Annotated in this window: 14 protein-coding genes; 5 read left to right on the forward strand and 9 right to left on the reverse strand. The window is 60.9% G+C overall.

The annotated features are described in order from the left end of the window. Positions 1 to 53: 53 nt before the first annotated feature. Positions 54 to 308, reverse strand: coding sequence for a hypothetical protein (locus tag AB4068_RS15095; protein ID WP_441433779.1), 255 nt, complete (start codon positions 306 to 308; stop codon positions 54 to 56). Between the two features lie 1,423 nt (positions 309 to 1,731). On the opposite strand from AB4068_RS15095, the gene AB4068_RS15100 reads away from it, so the two are divergent. From AB4068_RS15100 to AB4068_RS15115, 4 genes are all read left to right on the forward strand, one after another. Further along, positions 1,732 to 1,902, forward strand: coding sequence for a hypothetical protein (locus tag AB4068_RS15100; protein ID WP_307053644.1), 171 nt, complete (start codon positions 1,732 to 1,734; stop codon positions 1,900 to 1,902). 1,004 nt (positions 1,903 to 2,906) lie between these two features. Then, a complete protein-coding gene (locus AB4068_RS15105) occupies positions 2,907 to 3,566 on the forward strand; it encodes a response regulator (protein WP_441433780.1) in 660 nt (219 codons plus the stop codon). Next, positions 3,563 to 5,323: a hypothetical protein gene (locus AB4068_RS15110; protein WP_441433781.1), complete on the forward strand. Its 1,761-nt coding sequence runs from the start codon at positions 3,563 to 3,565 to the stop codon at positions 5,321 to 5,323. The genes AB4068_RS15105 and AB4068_RS15110 overlap by 4 nt, the downstream gene beginning before the upstream one ends. A gap of 89 nt (positions 5,324 to 5,412) precedes the next feature. Further along, positions 5,413 to 6,018 carry a YdcF family protein gene (locus AB4068_RS15115; protein WP_441433782.1) on the forward strand — a complete coding sequence of 202 codons (606 nt, stop codon included), beginning with the start codon at positions 5,413 to 5,415 and terminating at the stop codon, positions 6,016 to 6,018. Between the two features lie 361 nt (positions 6,019 to 6,379). On the opposite strand, the gene AB4068_RS15120 is transcribed toward AB4068_RS15115, so the two are convergent. The 8 genes from AB4068_RS15120 to pdhA all read right to left on the reverse strand — a co-directional run bounded on the left by AB4068_RS15120 (position 6,380) and on the right by pdhA (position 14,974). Beyond that, entirely contained in the window at positions 6,380 to 7,171 is a 792-nt protein-coding gene (locus AB4068_RS15120; RefSeq protein ID WP_441433783.1) for a sialate O-acetylesterase, read from the reverse strand. 113 nt (positions 7,172 to 7,284) lie between these two features. Continuing rightward, on the reverse strand, positions 7,285 to 8,040 hold the full coding sequence (locus tag AB4068_RS15125; RefSeq protein ID WP_441433784.1) for a hypothetical protein: 756 nt from the start codon (positions 8,038 to 8,040) through the stop codon (positions 7,285 to 7,287). After that, positions 8,037 to 8,546: an acyltransferase gene (locus tag AB4068_RS15130; protein WP_441433785.1), complete on the reverse strand. Its 510-nt coding sequence runs from the start codon at positions 8,544 to 8,546 to the stop codon at positions 8,037 to 8,039. The genes AB4068_RS15125 and AB4068_RS15130 overlap by 4 nt, the downstream gene beginning before the upstream one ends. Before the next feature lie 24 nt (positions 8,547 to 8,570). Next, on the reverse strand, positions 8,571 to 10,100 hold the full coding sequence (locus tag AB4068_RS15135) for an O-antigen ligase family protein (protein ID WP_441433786.1): 1,530 nt from the start codon (positions 10,098 to 10,100) through the stop codon (positions 8,571 to 8,573). A 36-nt stretch (positions 10,101 to 10,136) separates the two neighbouring features. Then, positions 10,137 to 10,673 carry an acyltransferase gene (locus tag AB4068_RS15140; RefSeq protein WP_441433787.1) on the reverse strand — a complete coding sequence of 179 codons (537 nt, stop codon included), beginning with the start codon at positions 10,671 to 10,673 and terminating at the stop codon, positions 10,137 to 10,139. 478 nt (positions 10,674 to 11,151) lie between these two features. Further along, a complete protein-coding gene (locus tag AB4068_RS15145) occupies positions 11,152 to 12,615 on the reverse strand; it encodes a dihydrolipoamide acetyltransferase family protein (protein WP_441433788.1) in 1,464 nt (487 codons plus the stop codon). A 2-nt stretch (positions 12,616 to 12,617) separates the two neighbouring features. Continuing rightward, a complete protein-coding gene (locus AB4068_RS15150) occupies positions 12,618 to 13,745 on the reverse strand; it encodes an alpha-ketoacid dehydrogenase subunit beta (RefSeq protein WP_441433789.1) in 1,128 nt (375 codons plus the stop codon). Next, positions 13,742 to 14,974, reverse strand: coding sequence for a pyruvate dehydrogenase (acetyl-transferring) E1 component subunit alpha (gene pdhA, locus AB4068_RS15155; protein ID WP_441433790.1), 1,233 nt, complete (start codon positions 14,972 to 14,974; stop codon positions 13,742 to 13,744). Before pdhA ends, AB4068_RS15150 begins: the two co-directional genes overlap by 4 nt. A 171-nt stretch (positions 14,975 to 15,145) precedes the next feature. On the opposite strand from pdhA, the gene AB4068_RS15160 reads away from it, so the two are divergent. Next, on the forward strand, positions 15,146 to 15,610 hold the full coding sequence (locus AB4068_RS15160) for an Lrp/AsnC family transcriptional regulator (RefSeq protein ID WP_441433791.1): 465 nt from the start codon (positions 15,146 to 15,148) through the stop codon (positions 15,608 to 15,610). Positions 15,611 to 16,364: the final 754 nt, after the last annotated feature.

Here is a 16,364-nt window from a genome sequence, read left to right on the forward strand (position 1 = left end):
GCTGCAAGCGGACAGAGAGATCCTCGGGGTCCGAGAGCGAGTCGCTCCGCCGCTCAGCTTGGGTTGAGGCTTAAGCGTGCCGCCTCGGTCGCCTCGAGAGCGTCGGGGTCGGAGGCGAAGAGGGTTCCGGGCGGCAGTGGTTCGGCGTCGACGTCGTCATAGATCGAAGCGAAATTGGTGTTGAACGCCTTTGCGGTGGGGCCGCCGACAATCGCTTTGACCTGTTGGGCGATCGAGTCTCCCGGAATGGCGACAACCACGACGTCGGCGCCGGTAGCATCGCCGCCGTCCCGGCCAAGCGCAGTCACGTCGTGGCCTGTAGCCGTCCGGCGTCGCGCCAGCGCGCCGCCGACGCGACCCCGCCCAATCACGTAATCCTCATGGATTCCACCTACTTATTCGAAGCAAGTGCCGACGAACGACACCTCTCGGAGGCATCACCGCCGACTAATCGCTGGGGCCCACCGGCTCGTGGCCACCGGATTCACTACTCGAATTTCGTTCGGCGTCGCGGCAATCATCGCAGCGACCGACGAATTGATGAGGGCAATCGGGCCGGCCATCGCCCTCCCCGCGGAGCAACGTAACTTTCATTCCGGCATCGTAGTCCCCCGCGCGGGCCGCCGGAAGGCTTCGCGGCCCGTGTCCTTCCGGGGGAACTGCGAGAGACCAACGAGGCGTAGATCGAGAAATCTAACCACAGCCGACTCGCTAATCCTCCTTTTGAAATGCAAATTTAAGAACTCACGTAAGACGAGTTTTGCTCGAAATTCCCTTCCAACAAAGGTAAAAAGACCGTATGATTTCTTGCAAGCTGCGGGTCTCAGGGGGCACCTATATGAATAGGAGCCTCAATTGCGACGTCTACCGGCACATGCAGGTAGTGCCCAAAGGAACACGGCACCCCAGGAACAGGAAGATCAGCGGATACGAGCTGATACCGGCCGTGGAGTCCAGCCTGTCGCCTGGGATCAGGGGTTGTCGCCCGGGCCAAGTGCCCTTCCGCTGCATGAAATCGCCAAGAAGTACGACGGCGTGGATGTGATGGACGGGAACGCCCCCGGAACCGCGGCAGTCCAAACGCAATCCCCCTCGGGTGCGGTACGGATTACCGTTCCCGGCAAGAAGTCAGAGACGAGACCTGCCCAGCTTAAGGGCGTCCCGATCGGGCACTTTATTGGCGAAGGCGCACCACTTCTAACAACCGCCCTGTCCGGCGCGACAACGACCACCTACAGCACCCCACACGGCTCGCAAACGCTGATCACGGTCGAATCGGACAAAGCACTGCGCGATTACCGATTCCCATTAGCTCTCGCGGCCGGATCCACCGCGAAGGTGGAAGCTGACGGTTCGGTACCGTGGCCAGTCCTCGCTCTCACCGGCGCCGAGTTGCAGGTGCTAGCGGGACTCTCGGCCGCGGTGTTCGTCGGTGGAACGTGGGTAGGCTGCACATTCAGCAAGCTAACCGGATGGATCGCAACGGTCGTGAATCTGATTTGTAGGGTGAGCGGTGTTAGCGGAGCCATATCGGCCATCGGTATCGTCAGTGGCGCGTCCAGGGGCGCCAGTCTGGTTGCCACAAAGTGCTATGGAATCAACCTTTCTAAACCGTCCGCTCCGCTCCGGGATATGCCTGGTAGAGACTGCGGCTTCTGAGAGAAGGCAATTGTGAAATGGTACTCGTGCGCGCATGCGCCGATGTTTGGAGCATCCTTGGCGCCCCTTTTTATGACCAATTGGGACCTGTGGCTTCAAATCCTCTTGCCATCTCTGGTCCTGGTTTCCTACGTGATCAATGAAGTAGTACTTCACCGGAGGAAGAAGGCCGCGCGTGCGCGCGCAGCCGAGCTGGATCACGCCGACCCTATGGTGCACGCCTACCGCGAGCCGGATTCGTGAACTCTGGTGAGATCTACTAGGACAGGGGTTTCAAATTGACCGCGAACGTAAATGGTACCGAAAGCGGCATCCGGTTTTCCCGACTGTGCGTAATTGTCGGGGTCATTGGGGGCGTCCTGACAGTCCTTCACCCGCTGCTGGGGGCAGCGCTGTCCGTGCTTGCGTTGGTGTGGGCTATTGCCGGTCAGCGCAGCACCGGTCAGCACGCGTACCGCATAGCACTCTTAGTCAGTCTGGCCGCTCTGGTGATGAACATTGCAAACACCACATATTTTTGCGCACGTAAGAAACCGGCTACTCATTATTGGCGTGATAGTTTGCGCGGGCGGGGTTCTGGGTGGATGGACTATGGGACACAGTAACCGGTAGTCCATCCTGTCGAATGGTGTGGCCGGCCAGTCGGTTTGGCCGGCCACAGACTTGGCTGCTCCGAAAGCAAAGTCTCACGCCCGGTATCTCAGGGGGCTGACGCATCGGGCGCACCATCCGGGGGCGGCTACCCCACTCCGGGGGCGGCTAACCCACAACGAACGCTATCGTCGAAAAGGACCGATAGGTGGCCGTTTGCTCGAATTTGAGTGGTAATCCCTGCGAATTTGAGTGGTGATCGCTGCGAAATTGAGTGGTCAGCCGCGCTACCCCGGAGTAGGCGGGCAGCCAAACCGGTCGCAATAACCGAACCCCTGGAGGTGAGGGCAAATTCACCGGGGCTATCCTCGCGGCATGGGGAACTACAGCACGGGATATCTGGCCAGGGATGAACGGCGCGAGCGTCGGAGAAGGTTTCAGCGGAAGCTGTCCTACGTTGGATTGGCTATTTTGGGCGCCGCCACAATCTTCGTTGTGACGATCGCCCTCCGCCACTGAGGCCGAAGCCTGAGGCAAGCACTACGGCAGGCGGCGTCGCGAAACGCGACGCAAGCGCCGCCGTCGTGATCTGTCCTGAGCCGTAACAACTGGCTGCTGCCGGTGAATCACTCGGTGTGCTCGGATACCCTTCAACCATGGGGGCTATGGGGTGGGTTCGGCGGGTACTGGTTGTCGAAGATCAGCCATTCATGCGGGGGCTTGTGGCCGACGCCTTGAGGGGCGCGGAATTCGACGTGCATGACTGTGCCTCTGCGTCAGAGTCCATATCCATGTTCGCCGCCGTCGATCCCGATGTTCTTGTGACTGACATCGACCTGGGATCCCGGCCCAACGGCGTCGAGCTGGCGCACGTGGTGAAGTCGCTCTCCCCGGGGTGCGCCATCGTTTTCCTGACGAACTATCCGTCGGAAGCTCCCTTTTCCGAGTTGCCGGCGGGATCAACGTTCGTCAACAAGTCGTCCCTTGACTCCGTGGACGGCCTCATCAGTGCAGTGAACTCGACCTTGGTGGAGATTCCCGTCACGGTGACTCCCCCTGTGGAGTCTGGCGCAGCGAAGCTCGGCGCGCTGACCCGCGTCCAGCTGGATATCCTGCGCTTGATCGCGGAGGGATGGTCGAACGCTGAAATCGCCAAACAACGGGGAAGCAGCATGCGTTCCGTTGAGAAGGCCGTCTCGCGCACGTTCGAGGCCCTTGGCTTGAACCGGAATCCGGGCGTCAATCCGCGGGTTGCCGCGGCCACGCTGTACTCCCGCACGTTTGGGTTGCCGGCCCCTGCAGATAGCGATCAATGAGCCGCCGCCGCTCCCCTGCGCTCTGGGCCCGGGGTATCGGCGGCAGGAATGCCCTGAGCTTCTGGTCGTGGCTTCTGACCGTGCCCTTGGCGCTGACGGTCATGAATATGTTCGCCGGATCGGTCACGCTCGCTGGGACTGGATCGGTCACACTGGCTGTGGAAGCATCCGGCACGGCCGTCGTGTTTCTTGTGCACGTGGTGCTTGGCCTTGTGGGGATACTTCTTCGCCCTTTGATCGCGGCTCCCCCGAGCCTCAAAGGCAGAATTACGACGGCGTTCGGCACCTTCGCGTTCCTGGGCGCCTGCCGCCCGCTCCTGGTGGCTTGGTCCGCGCGGGCGCTGAATATCGCGGACCTGAGTGAAGATCTCTGGGCCCGCGTCCTCATCAACATCGGGGCGGCCTTGGTTTTCCTCTCGGCGATCGCGATGCTGACGGACTCCATCCGTGGCCACGCCGTGCTTGAACGCCGGCTCGGCGCTGCCCAGGCTGCGATCGAGGCGCAGCTCGGATTCGATGAGCACCGCTTGCGCTCGATCCGTTCCGACTATGTCACCGAACTCTCCAAACGTCTTGACACGGTCCTCTCTGTCCGGATGAGCGCAACCCTCCACAGATCCGAGGCCTCACGCCTGCTGCGGACCATCTCCGATGACGTCGTCCGCCCGATGAGCCACCAGCTCTTCCACGACCACACCCCGTTGCCCCCTGAGACACCCCCTCCGCGGCCGCCTTCCCGCCCGGAACCCACCGAGGGACTCCCGCATTTGATCAGAGCCGCACCGATCGCATTGCCTGTGCTGCTCTTCGAATCGCTCATCGCAGTGCGACTGCTGACAGAATACGGCCTCCTCTTCCTGCTGGTTCAGGGGGTTGTGGGCGGGACCATCCTGCTCGTCGGGAACGCGGCAACCGCCCGGACGGTACGGAGGATCGCCAGTCCCCTGCGGCGAATTTCCGCCATGACCCTTTGCTACGCGGGCACGTCCGCACTTGGCGCGTCGGTGACCTGCCTCCTGCAGGAGGCGTTCGGCTATGCCCAGTTCTTCTACTGGTCCGCCCTCTGGGCCTATCCGCTGACTGCGCTCACGGTGGCGCTTCTTCGAGCTGCCGAACGCCAACGACGGCGGCATGAAGTCAGGCTGGCACGCTCGCTCAACGAGCTACTCAAGCTTGCAGACCGCGCGCACCAAAAGCTGCTCCACACCCGCCGGAGGGTCGCCAGGATCCTGCACACCAAGCTGCAAGGAAACCTGGTTTCGAGCGCCCTCGCCCTGGCTGGCACTGGAGGAAACGACCCCGAAGAGGATCTGGCCCCGCAGGAGGTCGGGGACATCCTGACGAGGGCCGTGGCTGAGGCCGAGAGTGAGATCTTGGGCGAGTCGCCCGGACAGGAGCCGCGTGCAGCATCGAGTATCCAAGATCTGCTGAGTACCTGGGGGCGCGTGTTGAACCTGGCGTGCGACATTGATCCCGGTGTGTGGGCGCTATGCGACGAGGACCCGGCCCGAGCTGAGGCAGTGATTGAGGTGCTCTCCGAGGGATTCACCAACGCCATCCGCCACGGTGAACGAAACAATGTCCGCGTTTCGATGTCGGCTGACACTCAAGGCCTTCACATAAGCATCAGTTCCCCTGGCCGGCTCCGTGGCCCGGTCCGCCCCAGCGTCGGGATGACGACGCTTCAGGCCCTGTGCAAGGAAGTAGCGCTCAGTGAGGATGGCGCCAGGGTCGTCCTTCGGGTGGTCCTTCCATGAGCCTGGCGATGGGTGTCTGTGTCGGCGGATAGTAGTCTTAGATCCAGTGCAGCGCTGCCGCCCACATCCCGAATTGGTCAGAGGACGGTATGACTCTTCTCCGCGATCACGAACTACAGGCCAACCCGCCTGCCCGAAAGAAACGTCGGTTCTTTCGCTCGTTTGCCGTCATTGCGGCCTTGGTGATCTTCTGGGCCGTTGCCGGAGTCTTTTTGTACGTGGCTCCGCCTGCAGACCAACCCAAACACGCTGATGTGCTGTTCGTGCTCGGTCCGCCGGACCAACGCATGGTCTACGCCGAACAGCTGATGCAGCAGGGTTACGCGCCAACCATTGCCGTCTCAAGCCCGGTGGGCAAAGACGGCAGATTCGAAGCGGCAATATGTGGCGATCACCGCTCGTACCGGATTATCTGCTTCAACCCTGATCCGTTCACTACCCAAGGCGAAGCGCGGGCACTAAAAGACCTCTCGGATCAATATGGCTGGAAGAGCGCGGACGTCCTGACCGCCCAGTTCCACGTGACCAGGGCCCGGGTGATCGTCAGCCGCTGCTACTCAGGAGACCTGCACATGGTCGCCGACCGGATGGACTTGCCGCCGGTTTCTTTGACTGACCCCACGTATTCCTGGGCATACCAGTACCTGTACCAAACTGCTGCCTTCGTCAAGGTTGCGATCCACCCGGACTGCTGAGTCAAGCTTGCCGGGCTAACACAGTTGCAGGGGCGTCGAGGAATCCGCCGCGGAAGTCTTTGAACCGAGCTCACGGCGCGATCACCGCCAATGCGATGGAAGCTGCAGTGATGAGCAAGCTCATGCGCTGGCGCATTCGGGGTCCTTCGTTGAAAAATGCCAGAACAAAGCGACCGCCGAGGCAACCTCGATTGTCGAACTCCGCCCGACCTAGAGCGATCTATCCACGACCTATGTCACTTGGGCAACGCTAGCTGCGAGCCTCACGCGAATGATGGCCAAGGAAGAACTGATCGTGAACGTAAAGGACCACCGAGCAACTGGCGATGCGGTCAGAAACTCATCGAGCGGCTCGATCTCATCAGGATCGAGCAGATTCATCGGCAGCAGTTTCGCGAACACTGACGTTGGAAAGTTCTTCGCGGTCGTGGGCGCAGGACCGGGCCGTGAGCCGCCGGTACTCCGCGTAGTAACGCCGGCCAAGCTCGCGCTGGCCTTCGGCGCTGAAATGCAGTTTGTCTTCCGGCGAGTTGAACAAGCCGTGTGGCGCTTCAACAAACGCTGCGAGGGGTACACGGGCCGGGGTATCGCGGTGCGCAGCGTCAATGAGCGGATAACCCTCGTTCCCCTCTGCCATGCGGTCAGGACTCATCTGGCCGAGGATAAACGGGGCCGCTCCGAACTCGCCTCGGAAACCCGCAATCAACGCATCGAGTTTCATGGCATATTGATGCTCGTTGAGATGCCAGGTATCGGCTTCGCCCTGATGCCACAGGATTCCCCGCAGGACGTTGTCCGAATGGCCGCTTAGGGCGATGCTGAGCTGCCGAGCCGCGAACTTGTAGAGGTTTATCGCTCCGGTTGCATCCTTGCGGTCCCAAGTGTACCCACCATGCGGGTGGAAGCCAGACTCACCTCGCGCTGCTGGGACAAGGAGGACCGGACGCCCGGTGGACTCCGTGTGGAGCTTGCCGAAAGTCTGCCCGAAGCCGACCCCAGGGGCTCGGGTGTGGTGCCAGAACGGGTGCTCTCCAACAAGGATCTTCCCCTCGTTGCGGCCACTCCCTGCTAGCTGGTGCACCTTCGGATGGGGAGCGTCGAGGGTCTTGTCATGCCCAACCCCAGCGCCGAGGCCGTTCGACTGACCAGCCACTAAGAAAACGTCATAACCAACATCAGATGGTTCAACTCGACGGCCACCCAACAAGTTTTTAATCTTCCCCATCACTGAATCGTACGGCTTGGCGATCGGGATTGGGCAAGATTTTAACGGCAGGAATCAGCGAATGCCAGCAGATCGGATTCGTTGAAGTTCGAGGGGTCTCCGTGCTGGCCAGTTGTGGCGAGCGTGGAGACGTCCCTGCCAGCCCCCTTCAACCCGGTGGCGAGAACATCGGCGTTCGCTTTGACGGGCACCCAGGTATCGTCCGGGGATGAAAGTATCCGGTACTTGACGGATGGAAGGGTGTTCAAGTTACGGGCGGGAATCGAAGCCGCGGGTACCCGTCCGCCATAGGCTAGCTGTATCTGTGCCGTTGCATCCAGAACATCGGACACCGTGTTCTCATCCACAACAGGCATGACGCCATACCAGCAGTCCGGGACGTTCCCACCTTGCTCCATCGCGTTCAGTGAAGTAAGCCCTCCCATGGAACCCGCGATATACAGCGTGGCGCGTTGGCCGGCTTTATCCTGTGCCCATTTAGCAAGTGCGGCCACATCCTGGACGGCCGCAGGGTCTCCCCACGCATTCCCGTGAAAGTCTGCGGACGCAACCGCCCAGCCACCGAGGCGCAGGCCGTTCAGCCACGCCTCGTTCATGCGCGTGTTAGCGTCGCCGCCCTGCCCGTGGAACCAGATGGCCAACCCTTTCGACGCGCCCGCGGCGAGGTCCACGCGCATCTTCTGGCCATTGACAGTCTCGGTAACCGTCTCGGCGTCGCCCACAGTTTTCGGTGCGACCCCACACCCCCAAAGCACGAGTGCAGCGGCAGATGCAGCCGCGATTACGACAAGCTTCATCCGGGCAGGTCTTTGATCCTGCGAGCAGGAACTCCGGCATACAGTCCATGGGACTTACAGTCCTTATTGACGACTGAGCCGGCAGCGATCACGACTCCGTCACCTATAGTTACACCGGACAGGATTATTGCCCGCGCGCCGATCCACGTCCCGTCCCCGACCGTAATCGACGCGGCGGTGGCTTTGCCCGCTCGTCGGTCCTTGCCGCCGACTTCGTGGGAGGTCGTGGAGAACACAACATGCATGGCGACGTCACACGCCTTCCCGATCATGATCGGGGCAGTCGTATTGAACATGCACCCGTAATTGATAAACGAGCCGGCACCGATGGACACTCTGGAACTGCCAAACCACACCCCCGGTGAGATGACACTCTGCTCAATTTGCATTCCGTATGCCCGCAGGGCACGCCAACGCAGCGGCGCGGGGAACAGCGGTGACGCGATCACGGAATTCAGCACAACATCACGGTAAACGCCTGGCCATAGCCTGTTAAGGATCCCCATGCCCTAATAGTAGGTCCCAAGAAGTCAGGAACCGGCGCCACGCATGATCGACGTCGTCGGCGAACTAGATGCCTGGTCTCGCTCGAATGGTGATCCCTGATGCTTTCCCGCCCATGAAGGCAGCGACTTGTTCACGCTCTTCGCCGTGTTTTCCAGCGCAACCGATGGCGTATCGGACGTGAAGCGATGAGCCAGTCCGGCAATAACGCCAAAGAGTAGACCAGTTGGAAATCCGTTCGGCATTGGCGCAACCGTCGACACCACAAGAAAGGCCAAGAGCACCGCGCTTGCGACTGCCAGCCGCGGGCGATTAGCGCCCATCGCGATGAAAACTGGTCGTAGGGCAAGCACCGCAAACGCAGCCAGCGCAACGACGCCACCTTTGAGCATCAGCCAGAAATAGTAGTTATGCGCGTAGTACGGCGCCGTGGTCGCCGTAAAGTAGTCAATCGGCCCGTAGGGATCCTTGTAGGAAGCGCCGAAGCCGAGCCCCCAGATTGGTGAAGTCCCAATGACGGGAAGAATCTGATCGTTCTCTCCCACCCTAAATTGGGCGGAGCCGTCTGCCTGGATCGCGTCTGCCGAAAGCCCTCCTAGCACCCTGGAGCCGAACCCGTCGAGCTGCTCCTGCAGCCAAGGGATGTTGAAAACGGTAACGATTGAGGCAAGGACGAGCCCGCCAACGAGGGCTATGAATAGTAGCTTTCCAACGCCGGCAACTTTTCGAGCTGCCGGACCGGAAGCTATGAGTGTCCATGCGAACGCAACGCAAAGAGCCAAGATGTTGTTTCGGCTGAAGGACAAGAAGATGATTGCGAATGCTGGGGCCGCCAAAGTCAGTACCATCCGACCGCGAGCCTTTGTGATCACCAAGGCCGCTATTGACGCGCATGCAATTGCAAGGGCGAAATATGTTGCGGGTGTTATAAGCCTGTCGGCTCCCGTCGTGTCGCCAACCAAAGACGCTACTTCTGAGCGGCCGACTAGGTCCACCACGCCGAACGATCCCGCGAGGGTCATCCCGAGCGAGATCCAAAGTATCCACTTGGAGCTCTGTATGAGGCGCTCCATCGAGGTGAAGCGGAGCACGTTGGCCCCAGCTACAACTCCGAGGAGCACATCAATTAGCGGACGAACGTCTGCAATCCTAGGCGCCGACTGCGTTTGATTGGCGATGCCGATAATGAAGGCCATGACACAAACGACACCAAACACTATGAGGGATCTGGGAACGAGACGGTCACCCTTCTTGAATAACCCAACAACGACACATCCAAGCAGGAACGGTTCGAAGATGAAGAGGCCGCCGACGGGGGTGGGGATTGTCTTTGGGACGAAGGCGGGGACTGCCAAAAATGCCGCAACCAGAGTTAGGTGAAACATCCATGCCGGCCTCATCTTGGCGACAACAACCCAAGCGATAACCCCGAGGACTACAACGGCCACCGTAGGGCTACTGATCACAAGCAAAACCGCCAAGCCGACGGCGGCTATAGATCCGGCTACCCAGGCAACATCCCCAAATTTGTGCACGCTTGCAAGAATACCTCGCACCGTGGCAACCCCTTCGATGTTCTTCCGAACCTGAGATCAAACCCAGGAAACGATGTCCCTCTGTACCCGTGCCGGGTTACCGGAAACGATCACGTTCGCGGGGACGTCTTTGCTCACAACGGACCCGGCCCCGATGACAGCGCCATCTCCGATTGTGACGCCCTTCAGGATGATGGCGCCTGTTCCAATCAGAACGTGGTTTCCAATTCTTATTGGTTTCGTAGCATTACTCCGGCGCCCGTCGGCGTATTCCATAGTGTGGAAGTCTGAGTCAAGAATCTGAACCAGCCATGAGAACTCGCAATTCTCGCCAATGCTCAGGCCATTGCGAACGTTGATCCGTGATCGAGCGCCGATCCTCGAACCAGCTCCAAGGCTCATTACGGCGGGCTCTTCGGGGCTTCCGATCACGGCAAGGTGAGCTCCTTTGCCAACCGCCGATCGGGCACCTGCCCGTAATGACCCGTGCCTCAGGATGATCTTTGTTTCGCGATCAATCCGGCATTCGGGCACCCCCAGGGCCACAGCCCGCAGACGGTTCTCGACGTTACGGAACTTCCCCCAAGTAGTCATGGCCCCAATCCTAAGGGCAGAAAAGGAGCAGGTTAAGTGCCACTTGTCATGGAAGGCTGGGGGCAAATACCCTTGACCATCCAAGCTAACTTCGGATCTGTGTCCGCACCGGCCTCATGGGATTGGGGTAATCGGCAAACTGCCGGGCCGTGTACCTGCGCCCACGACTGCACGCCAGCCCTCGTTATCCTCGGATGGCGGGGGCTACTTTTTGTCGATCTTCCTACTGCGCACCTTGGACGCTTACACCCAGACCTTTTACGACCACATGCACTCGCATCCACCGATATGGAAAGGGGGCACCTCGTGGCTTTGACCGTTGTTGTAGTCGAACGTCACGAACACACAGGTGCTCTTTGGCGCGTCGCACGTTCCACGGCAGCAGGATCCACTGCCGCAACAAAAGACGCCAACGGCGAGTAGATTGTGCCTGGTGCGACATTTACCAGAACAGTCGCAAAGTGGCGCACCCTGTGGCCTACAAATCCGCCAGCACAGTCCCAGGGTTCTCGATCGCGTCCGCCACATACCGCAGGAACCCTGCAGCCGTTTCCCCGTCACAAACCCGGTGATCAAAAGCTAACGTCAGCTCGGTGACCTTGCGGACGGCAAGCTGTCCGTCCACCACCCAGGGCTTGTCGATGATGCGCCCGACACCAAGCATCGCTACCTCGGGGTAGTTGATGATCGCGGCGGAACCGTCTACGCCGAACACGCCGTAGTTGTTCAGGGTGAAGGTGCCGCTGGCCAACTCCGTCGGTGTCGCCTTGCCGTCACGTGCGACGGCGGTAAGCCGGCGGATTTCGGCATCGAGTTCGCGGGCGTTCAACCGGTGGGCGTTGCGAACCGAGGGAACCACGAGTCCGCGGTCCGTCTGAGCGGCGAAGCCAAGGTTGATGCCGTCGAAAGCTATTATCTCCTGCATGTCACCGCCGGCCGTGTCCTCCGCCGTGACGAATCGCGTGTTCAGCTCGGGGAATTTTTTTAGCCCGGCTGTGACAAAACGAGCGATGAACGCGAGCAGGCCGGGAGCGCCGTGAGGATCCCGCTTCTTGAGTTCTGCACGCATCTCAAGAAGTGCCGTGGCGTCCACGTCTACCCAGACAGTTGCCTCAGGGATCTCAGAACGGCTGCGTGTCATGTTGGTCGCAACTGCCTTCCGTATCCCGCGGACCGGAGTACGCGAAGCTACTGTCAAGCCGGTACGGGCGTCCTGGACTCCGGCGGAAGGCTGGGCTCCACTGGAAGACTGCGCAACGGCGGGGACCTCAACGGGCGCGGTCTCGCGCGTGGCCCCTCCGATGGCGGCCTCGATGTCGCGACGCAGGATGAGGCCGCTCTCCCCCGAACCAGGCACGGCGTCCAGTGAGACCCCATGGTCCCGGGCCATCTTCCGCACCAAGGGGGAAATCACTGCAGAGAGCTTCCCCGGAATCCGCGTGCGGGACAGCGACAGTTCTGCAAAGTCGGGCTCCGAGGTCACGGCAACGGTAGAACCACCAGACATCTTACGCGGCCGGGTGCGGCGAGCCTCGCCGCTTCCGGAGGTGCCGTAGCCAATGAGAACATTCCCGGATCCGGCTTTCTCTTCGGTCCTATATGTCTCGGCAGCCGCGGCCACCGCGGGCGCCTCAGAAACAACTTCCACAGGACCCGCCTTTTCAACAACCGCCGGCTCAGCAGCAACCGGAGCACCGACAGGAGCCACCGAGATGAGCGGCTTCCCAACGTCCAGCGTTTGGCCGGCCTCGCCGTGCAGCACAGCGACGACTCCCGCATACGGCGAGGGCACCTCCACCATCGACTTGGCGGTTTCAACCTCGGCGATCGGCTGATCCACGCGGATCTCGTCGCCCACGGCCACAAGCCAGTTGACGAGTTCAGCCTCGGTGAGGCCCTCGCCCAGGTCCGGAAGCAGGAACACCTGCATTTCTGTGCTCATGGTCAGTTCTCCCATTGAAGGTCGTCAACGGCGTCGAGGATGCGGTCGACGCTCGGCAAGTAATAGTGCTCCAGCTTCGGAGCCGGGTACGGGACGTCGAAGCCGGTTACGCGGCGGATCGGCGCGGCAAGGTAATGGAAGCAGCGCTCCTGTACCCGGGCCACGATTTCGGAGGATACGGAGGCGAATCCGTGAGCCTCGGCAATGACGACAGCTCGCCCGGTCTTGCGCACCGATGCGCAGACGGTTTCGTCGTCGAAGGGCACGATCGAGCGAACATCGATCACTTCAAGGCTGCGACCCTCTTCCGCAGCAGCGGCCGCGGCGGCGAGTGCCGTTGGGACCGAGGGTCCGTAGGCGATGAGCGTTGCATCCGTGCCGGGACGCGCGACGGCGGCGCGGCCCTCGCTGCTGGATCCTGTCGCAGCGTTCGAAGAGTGTTCAGCGCGCAGGGCGCCCAGGTCCACCTGGTCTTTGGACCAGTAGAGCTTCTTGGGTTCCATGAACATGACGGGATCATCGGAATCGATGGCCTCGCGGAGCATGCGGTAGCCGTCCGCCACTGTCGCCGGCGTGTAGACCTTTAGGCCGGCGGTGTGGGCGTAGTAGGACTCGGACGAGTCGCAGTGGTGCTCTACGCCGCCGATCCCGCCGGCATACGGAACGCGGATGACCATGGGCAGCTTGACGGTGCCCTTGGTTCGGTTGTGCATCTTGGCGACGTGGCTGACGATCTGTTCGAAGGCCGGGTAGGCGAAGGCGTCGAACTGCATTTCAATCACAGGGCGCATTCCGTTCATCGCCATGCCGACGGCCATGCCAACGATGCCGGACTCGGCCAGCGGGGTATCGAAGCACCGCTGCTCTCCGAATCTGGCCATGAGGCCATCGGTGATCCGGAAGACTCCACCCAGGCGGCCAACGTCTTCACCGAACACCAGAACGGACGAGTCGGCCTCCATGGCGTCAGCCATCGCGGAGTTGAGGGCCTTGGCCATGGTGATGGTCTGCGGACCTGAGGCTTCCGCGACTGCCGCTGCGCTGGCTGCCGCACTCGCGGTGGCGGAGCTGACATCGCCGGTTGCGGCGTGCTCGGTGGCCTCAGAGGATGTGGTGACGGCCGGGCTCATTTGCCTGCCTCCTTCTGGCTGGATGCCTCGCGGGCGAGTTCGTCGGCGAGCAGGGCAGACTGCTCCTTCAGTTGGGGAGTGGGTGTGGAGAAGACGTAGCGGAAGAGGTTCTGCGGATCCACCGGGACGTCCTCACCCAGGCCTTCGCGTAGCTGCGAGGCAACGGATTCGGCTTTCGCTGCGATTCGTGTCGAGCCGTCGTCGTCGAGGAGTCCACGGCCGGTGAGATAAGACGTCATGCGGCTGATGGGGTCCTTGGCAGTCCACTCAGCCACTTCACTGTCCTGCCGGTAGCGGGTGGCGTCGTCGGCGTTGGTGTGGGCCTGCATGCGGTAGGTGTGGGCCTCGATCAGCAGCGGGCCGGAGCCTTCGCGGGCCAGTTTCACTGCTCGGTCCAGCACCGCAAGCAGCGCGACGAGATCATTGCCGTCAACGCGCTCACCGGCCATGCCGTAACCGACGGCCTTGTGCGCTAGCGACGGTGCCACGGACTGTTGGCTCAGAGGCACCGAGATCGCGTACTTGTTGTTCTGTACGAAGAAGATGACAGGCAGGTGGAAGACCGCGGCGAAGTTGAGGGCTTCGTGGAAGTCCCCTTCGCTCGTGGCACCGTCGCCGCACATTGCCAACACCACGGTGTCTTCGCCGCGAAGTTTGGCCGCATGGGCAACTCCGACGGCGTGGAGCAGCTGGGTGGTCAGCGGCGTGCACTGGATACCGACCTTGTGCTTGGTGGGGTCGTAGCCGCCGTGCCAGTCGCCTCGGAAGATCGTCATGGTCTCCACCGGGTCGACTCCGCGGGACATGACCGCGACGGCGTCACGGTAGGTGGGGAACAGCCAGTCGCCTTCGCGGAGGCACAGAGCAGCCGCTACCTGGCAAGCCTCCTGGCCGTGGCTGGACGGGTAAACGGCCATGCGGCCCTGACGGACGAGGGCGGAGTTCTGATCATTGACGCGTCGCCCGACAACCAGTTGTTCGTAAGCCGCCATGAGTTCGGCATCGCCGGGGATGGGATATTCGTGACCGGGTTCGGTGCCCTGTTCAGCTTCAGGCTTGAGCGCGCCAGAAGGATCGACCATCTGGATCTGATGGCGGGCAGGCAGCATGTAGTCTTCCACGCTGATTCCGAACTTGCGCCGCACTTCGGAAGCTTGATCGTTGGCTTCGGTTTCGTCCGGCCGAGCGTCAGCAAGACCCTGGGCCTCATGGTCCGCGGAGATCGTCATTGGTCCGTCCTTCTGTATCCACTATTTGTCACCAGTATGTTCCTTAGAGAAGTTTCGTATCCAGCTCTGGCCAGAATCGTGGAAAAGCTTGCTGGAAACCTCTAGTCTGGAAGACAGATTGCAAATGTGAGCTAGGTAACCGGCCCACGCCGTGGACGAATTGGAGATGCGATGGCCGACGCCGAAACCGACCAAGCAGAAGTTCCTCTAGACCAAGTGGACAGGGACATCATTGCCGAGCTGACGCGGGACGGCCGGATGTCAGTGACCCAAGTGGCGGAGAATGTACACATCAGTCGCGCGCACGCGTACTCGAGAATTTCCCGGCTGACGGGCGAAGGCGTGCTCACTAAGTTCACCGCGCTGGTGGATCCCATCAAGGCCGGCTTGAAGTCATCGGCTTACGTGACACTCAAGGTGCAACAGCACTCCTGGCGCGAGCTCCGTGAAGAGCTTCGGCTCATTCCCGAGGTACAGCACATCGCGCTTGTCGGCGGCGATTTCGACGTCATCCTGCTGGTCCGCGCCACTGACAACATTCACCTTCGCAGGGTCATTTTCGACCAGTTGCAGTCGATGCCGGGCGTGCAGGATACGCAGACGTTCCTGGTGTTCGAAGATCTGGATACGCGGTAGGGGCCGAGTGTTTGGGGCGGCCGCCCGGATCTTAGGTCCGACTCCTTCAGGGCCTCAACCTAAGTCGTCGGACAAACGCACGTCATCCCGAGTGTGTAACAAGAGGGACAGCGCTTGGCCTTTCCCCGCATCCGAAGGGCGAGTGTCAGTACGCCGGCGGCAGCGGCGATACCAAGTGCGCCGAGCATGGTTGCCAAGCCTTCGACGTAGTCTTCAATTGACATCGAGCGTTACCGAGATAGAGCTAAGTAGACCACTGCTGCCGTGACCAACAGCAAGACGATCAAACCGCCGAACTTGAACCGTTTCCGGGTGGTCTTTCGATATGGATTGATGTCCACGTAAGGCAAATCGTCCTCCACTTTTGACGTTCCTGAATGTCCCCCTTGTAAGTATCGGTCAGGTTACGACACATGTAAGAACCGCTCCTCGATGACCTCACTTTGCACCTAGAACCTGTCGCTCGGAACTCCGTTCTTAGACTTCAACTCCAGGCGAATCCGGTCGTGCTGTTGCAGGTACCAGCACACAAATGTCGGAGCCTTGACACCATAATCTTCCCTACGATGCAAATCAGGTCCGTATCTTTCACAGATTTGGGACCTCGGGACTGCCCCCGGTTTTGTTGACTCCTTGACCTAGCGAGCTGGTGCTCGTGGAAGGATGTTGACCATGCCGACGGCTTATGGGGCGGAGTTCCGCCAGGATGTTATTGATGTGGCCCGCAAGGGCGAGGCGCCGCTGGCGCAGATTG

Source organism: Arthrobacter sp. 2RAF22, from assembly GCF_052115325.1.
Lineage (GTDB): Bacteria > Actinomycetota > Actinomycetes > Actinomycetales > Micrococcaceae > Arthrobacter.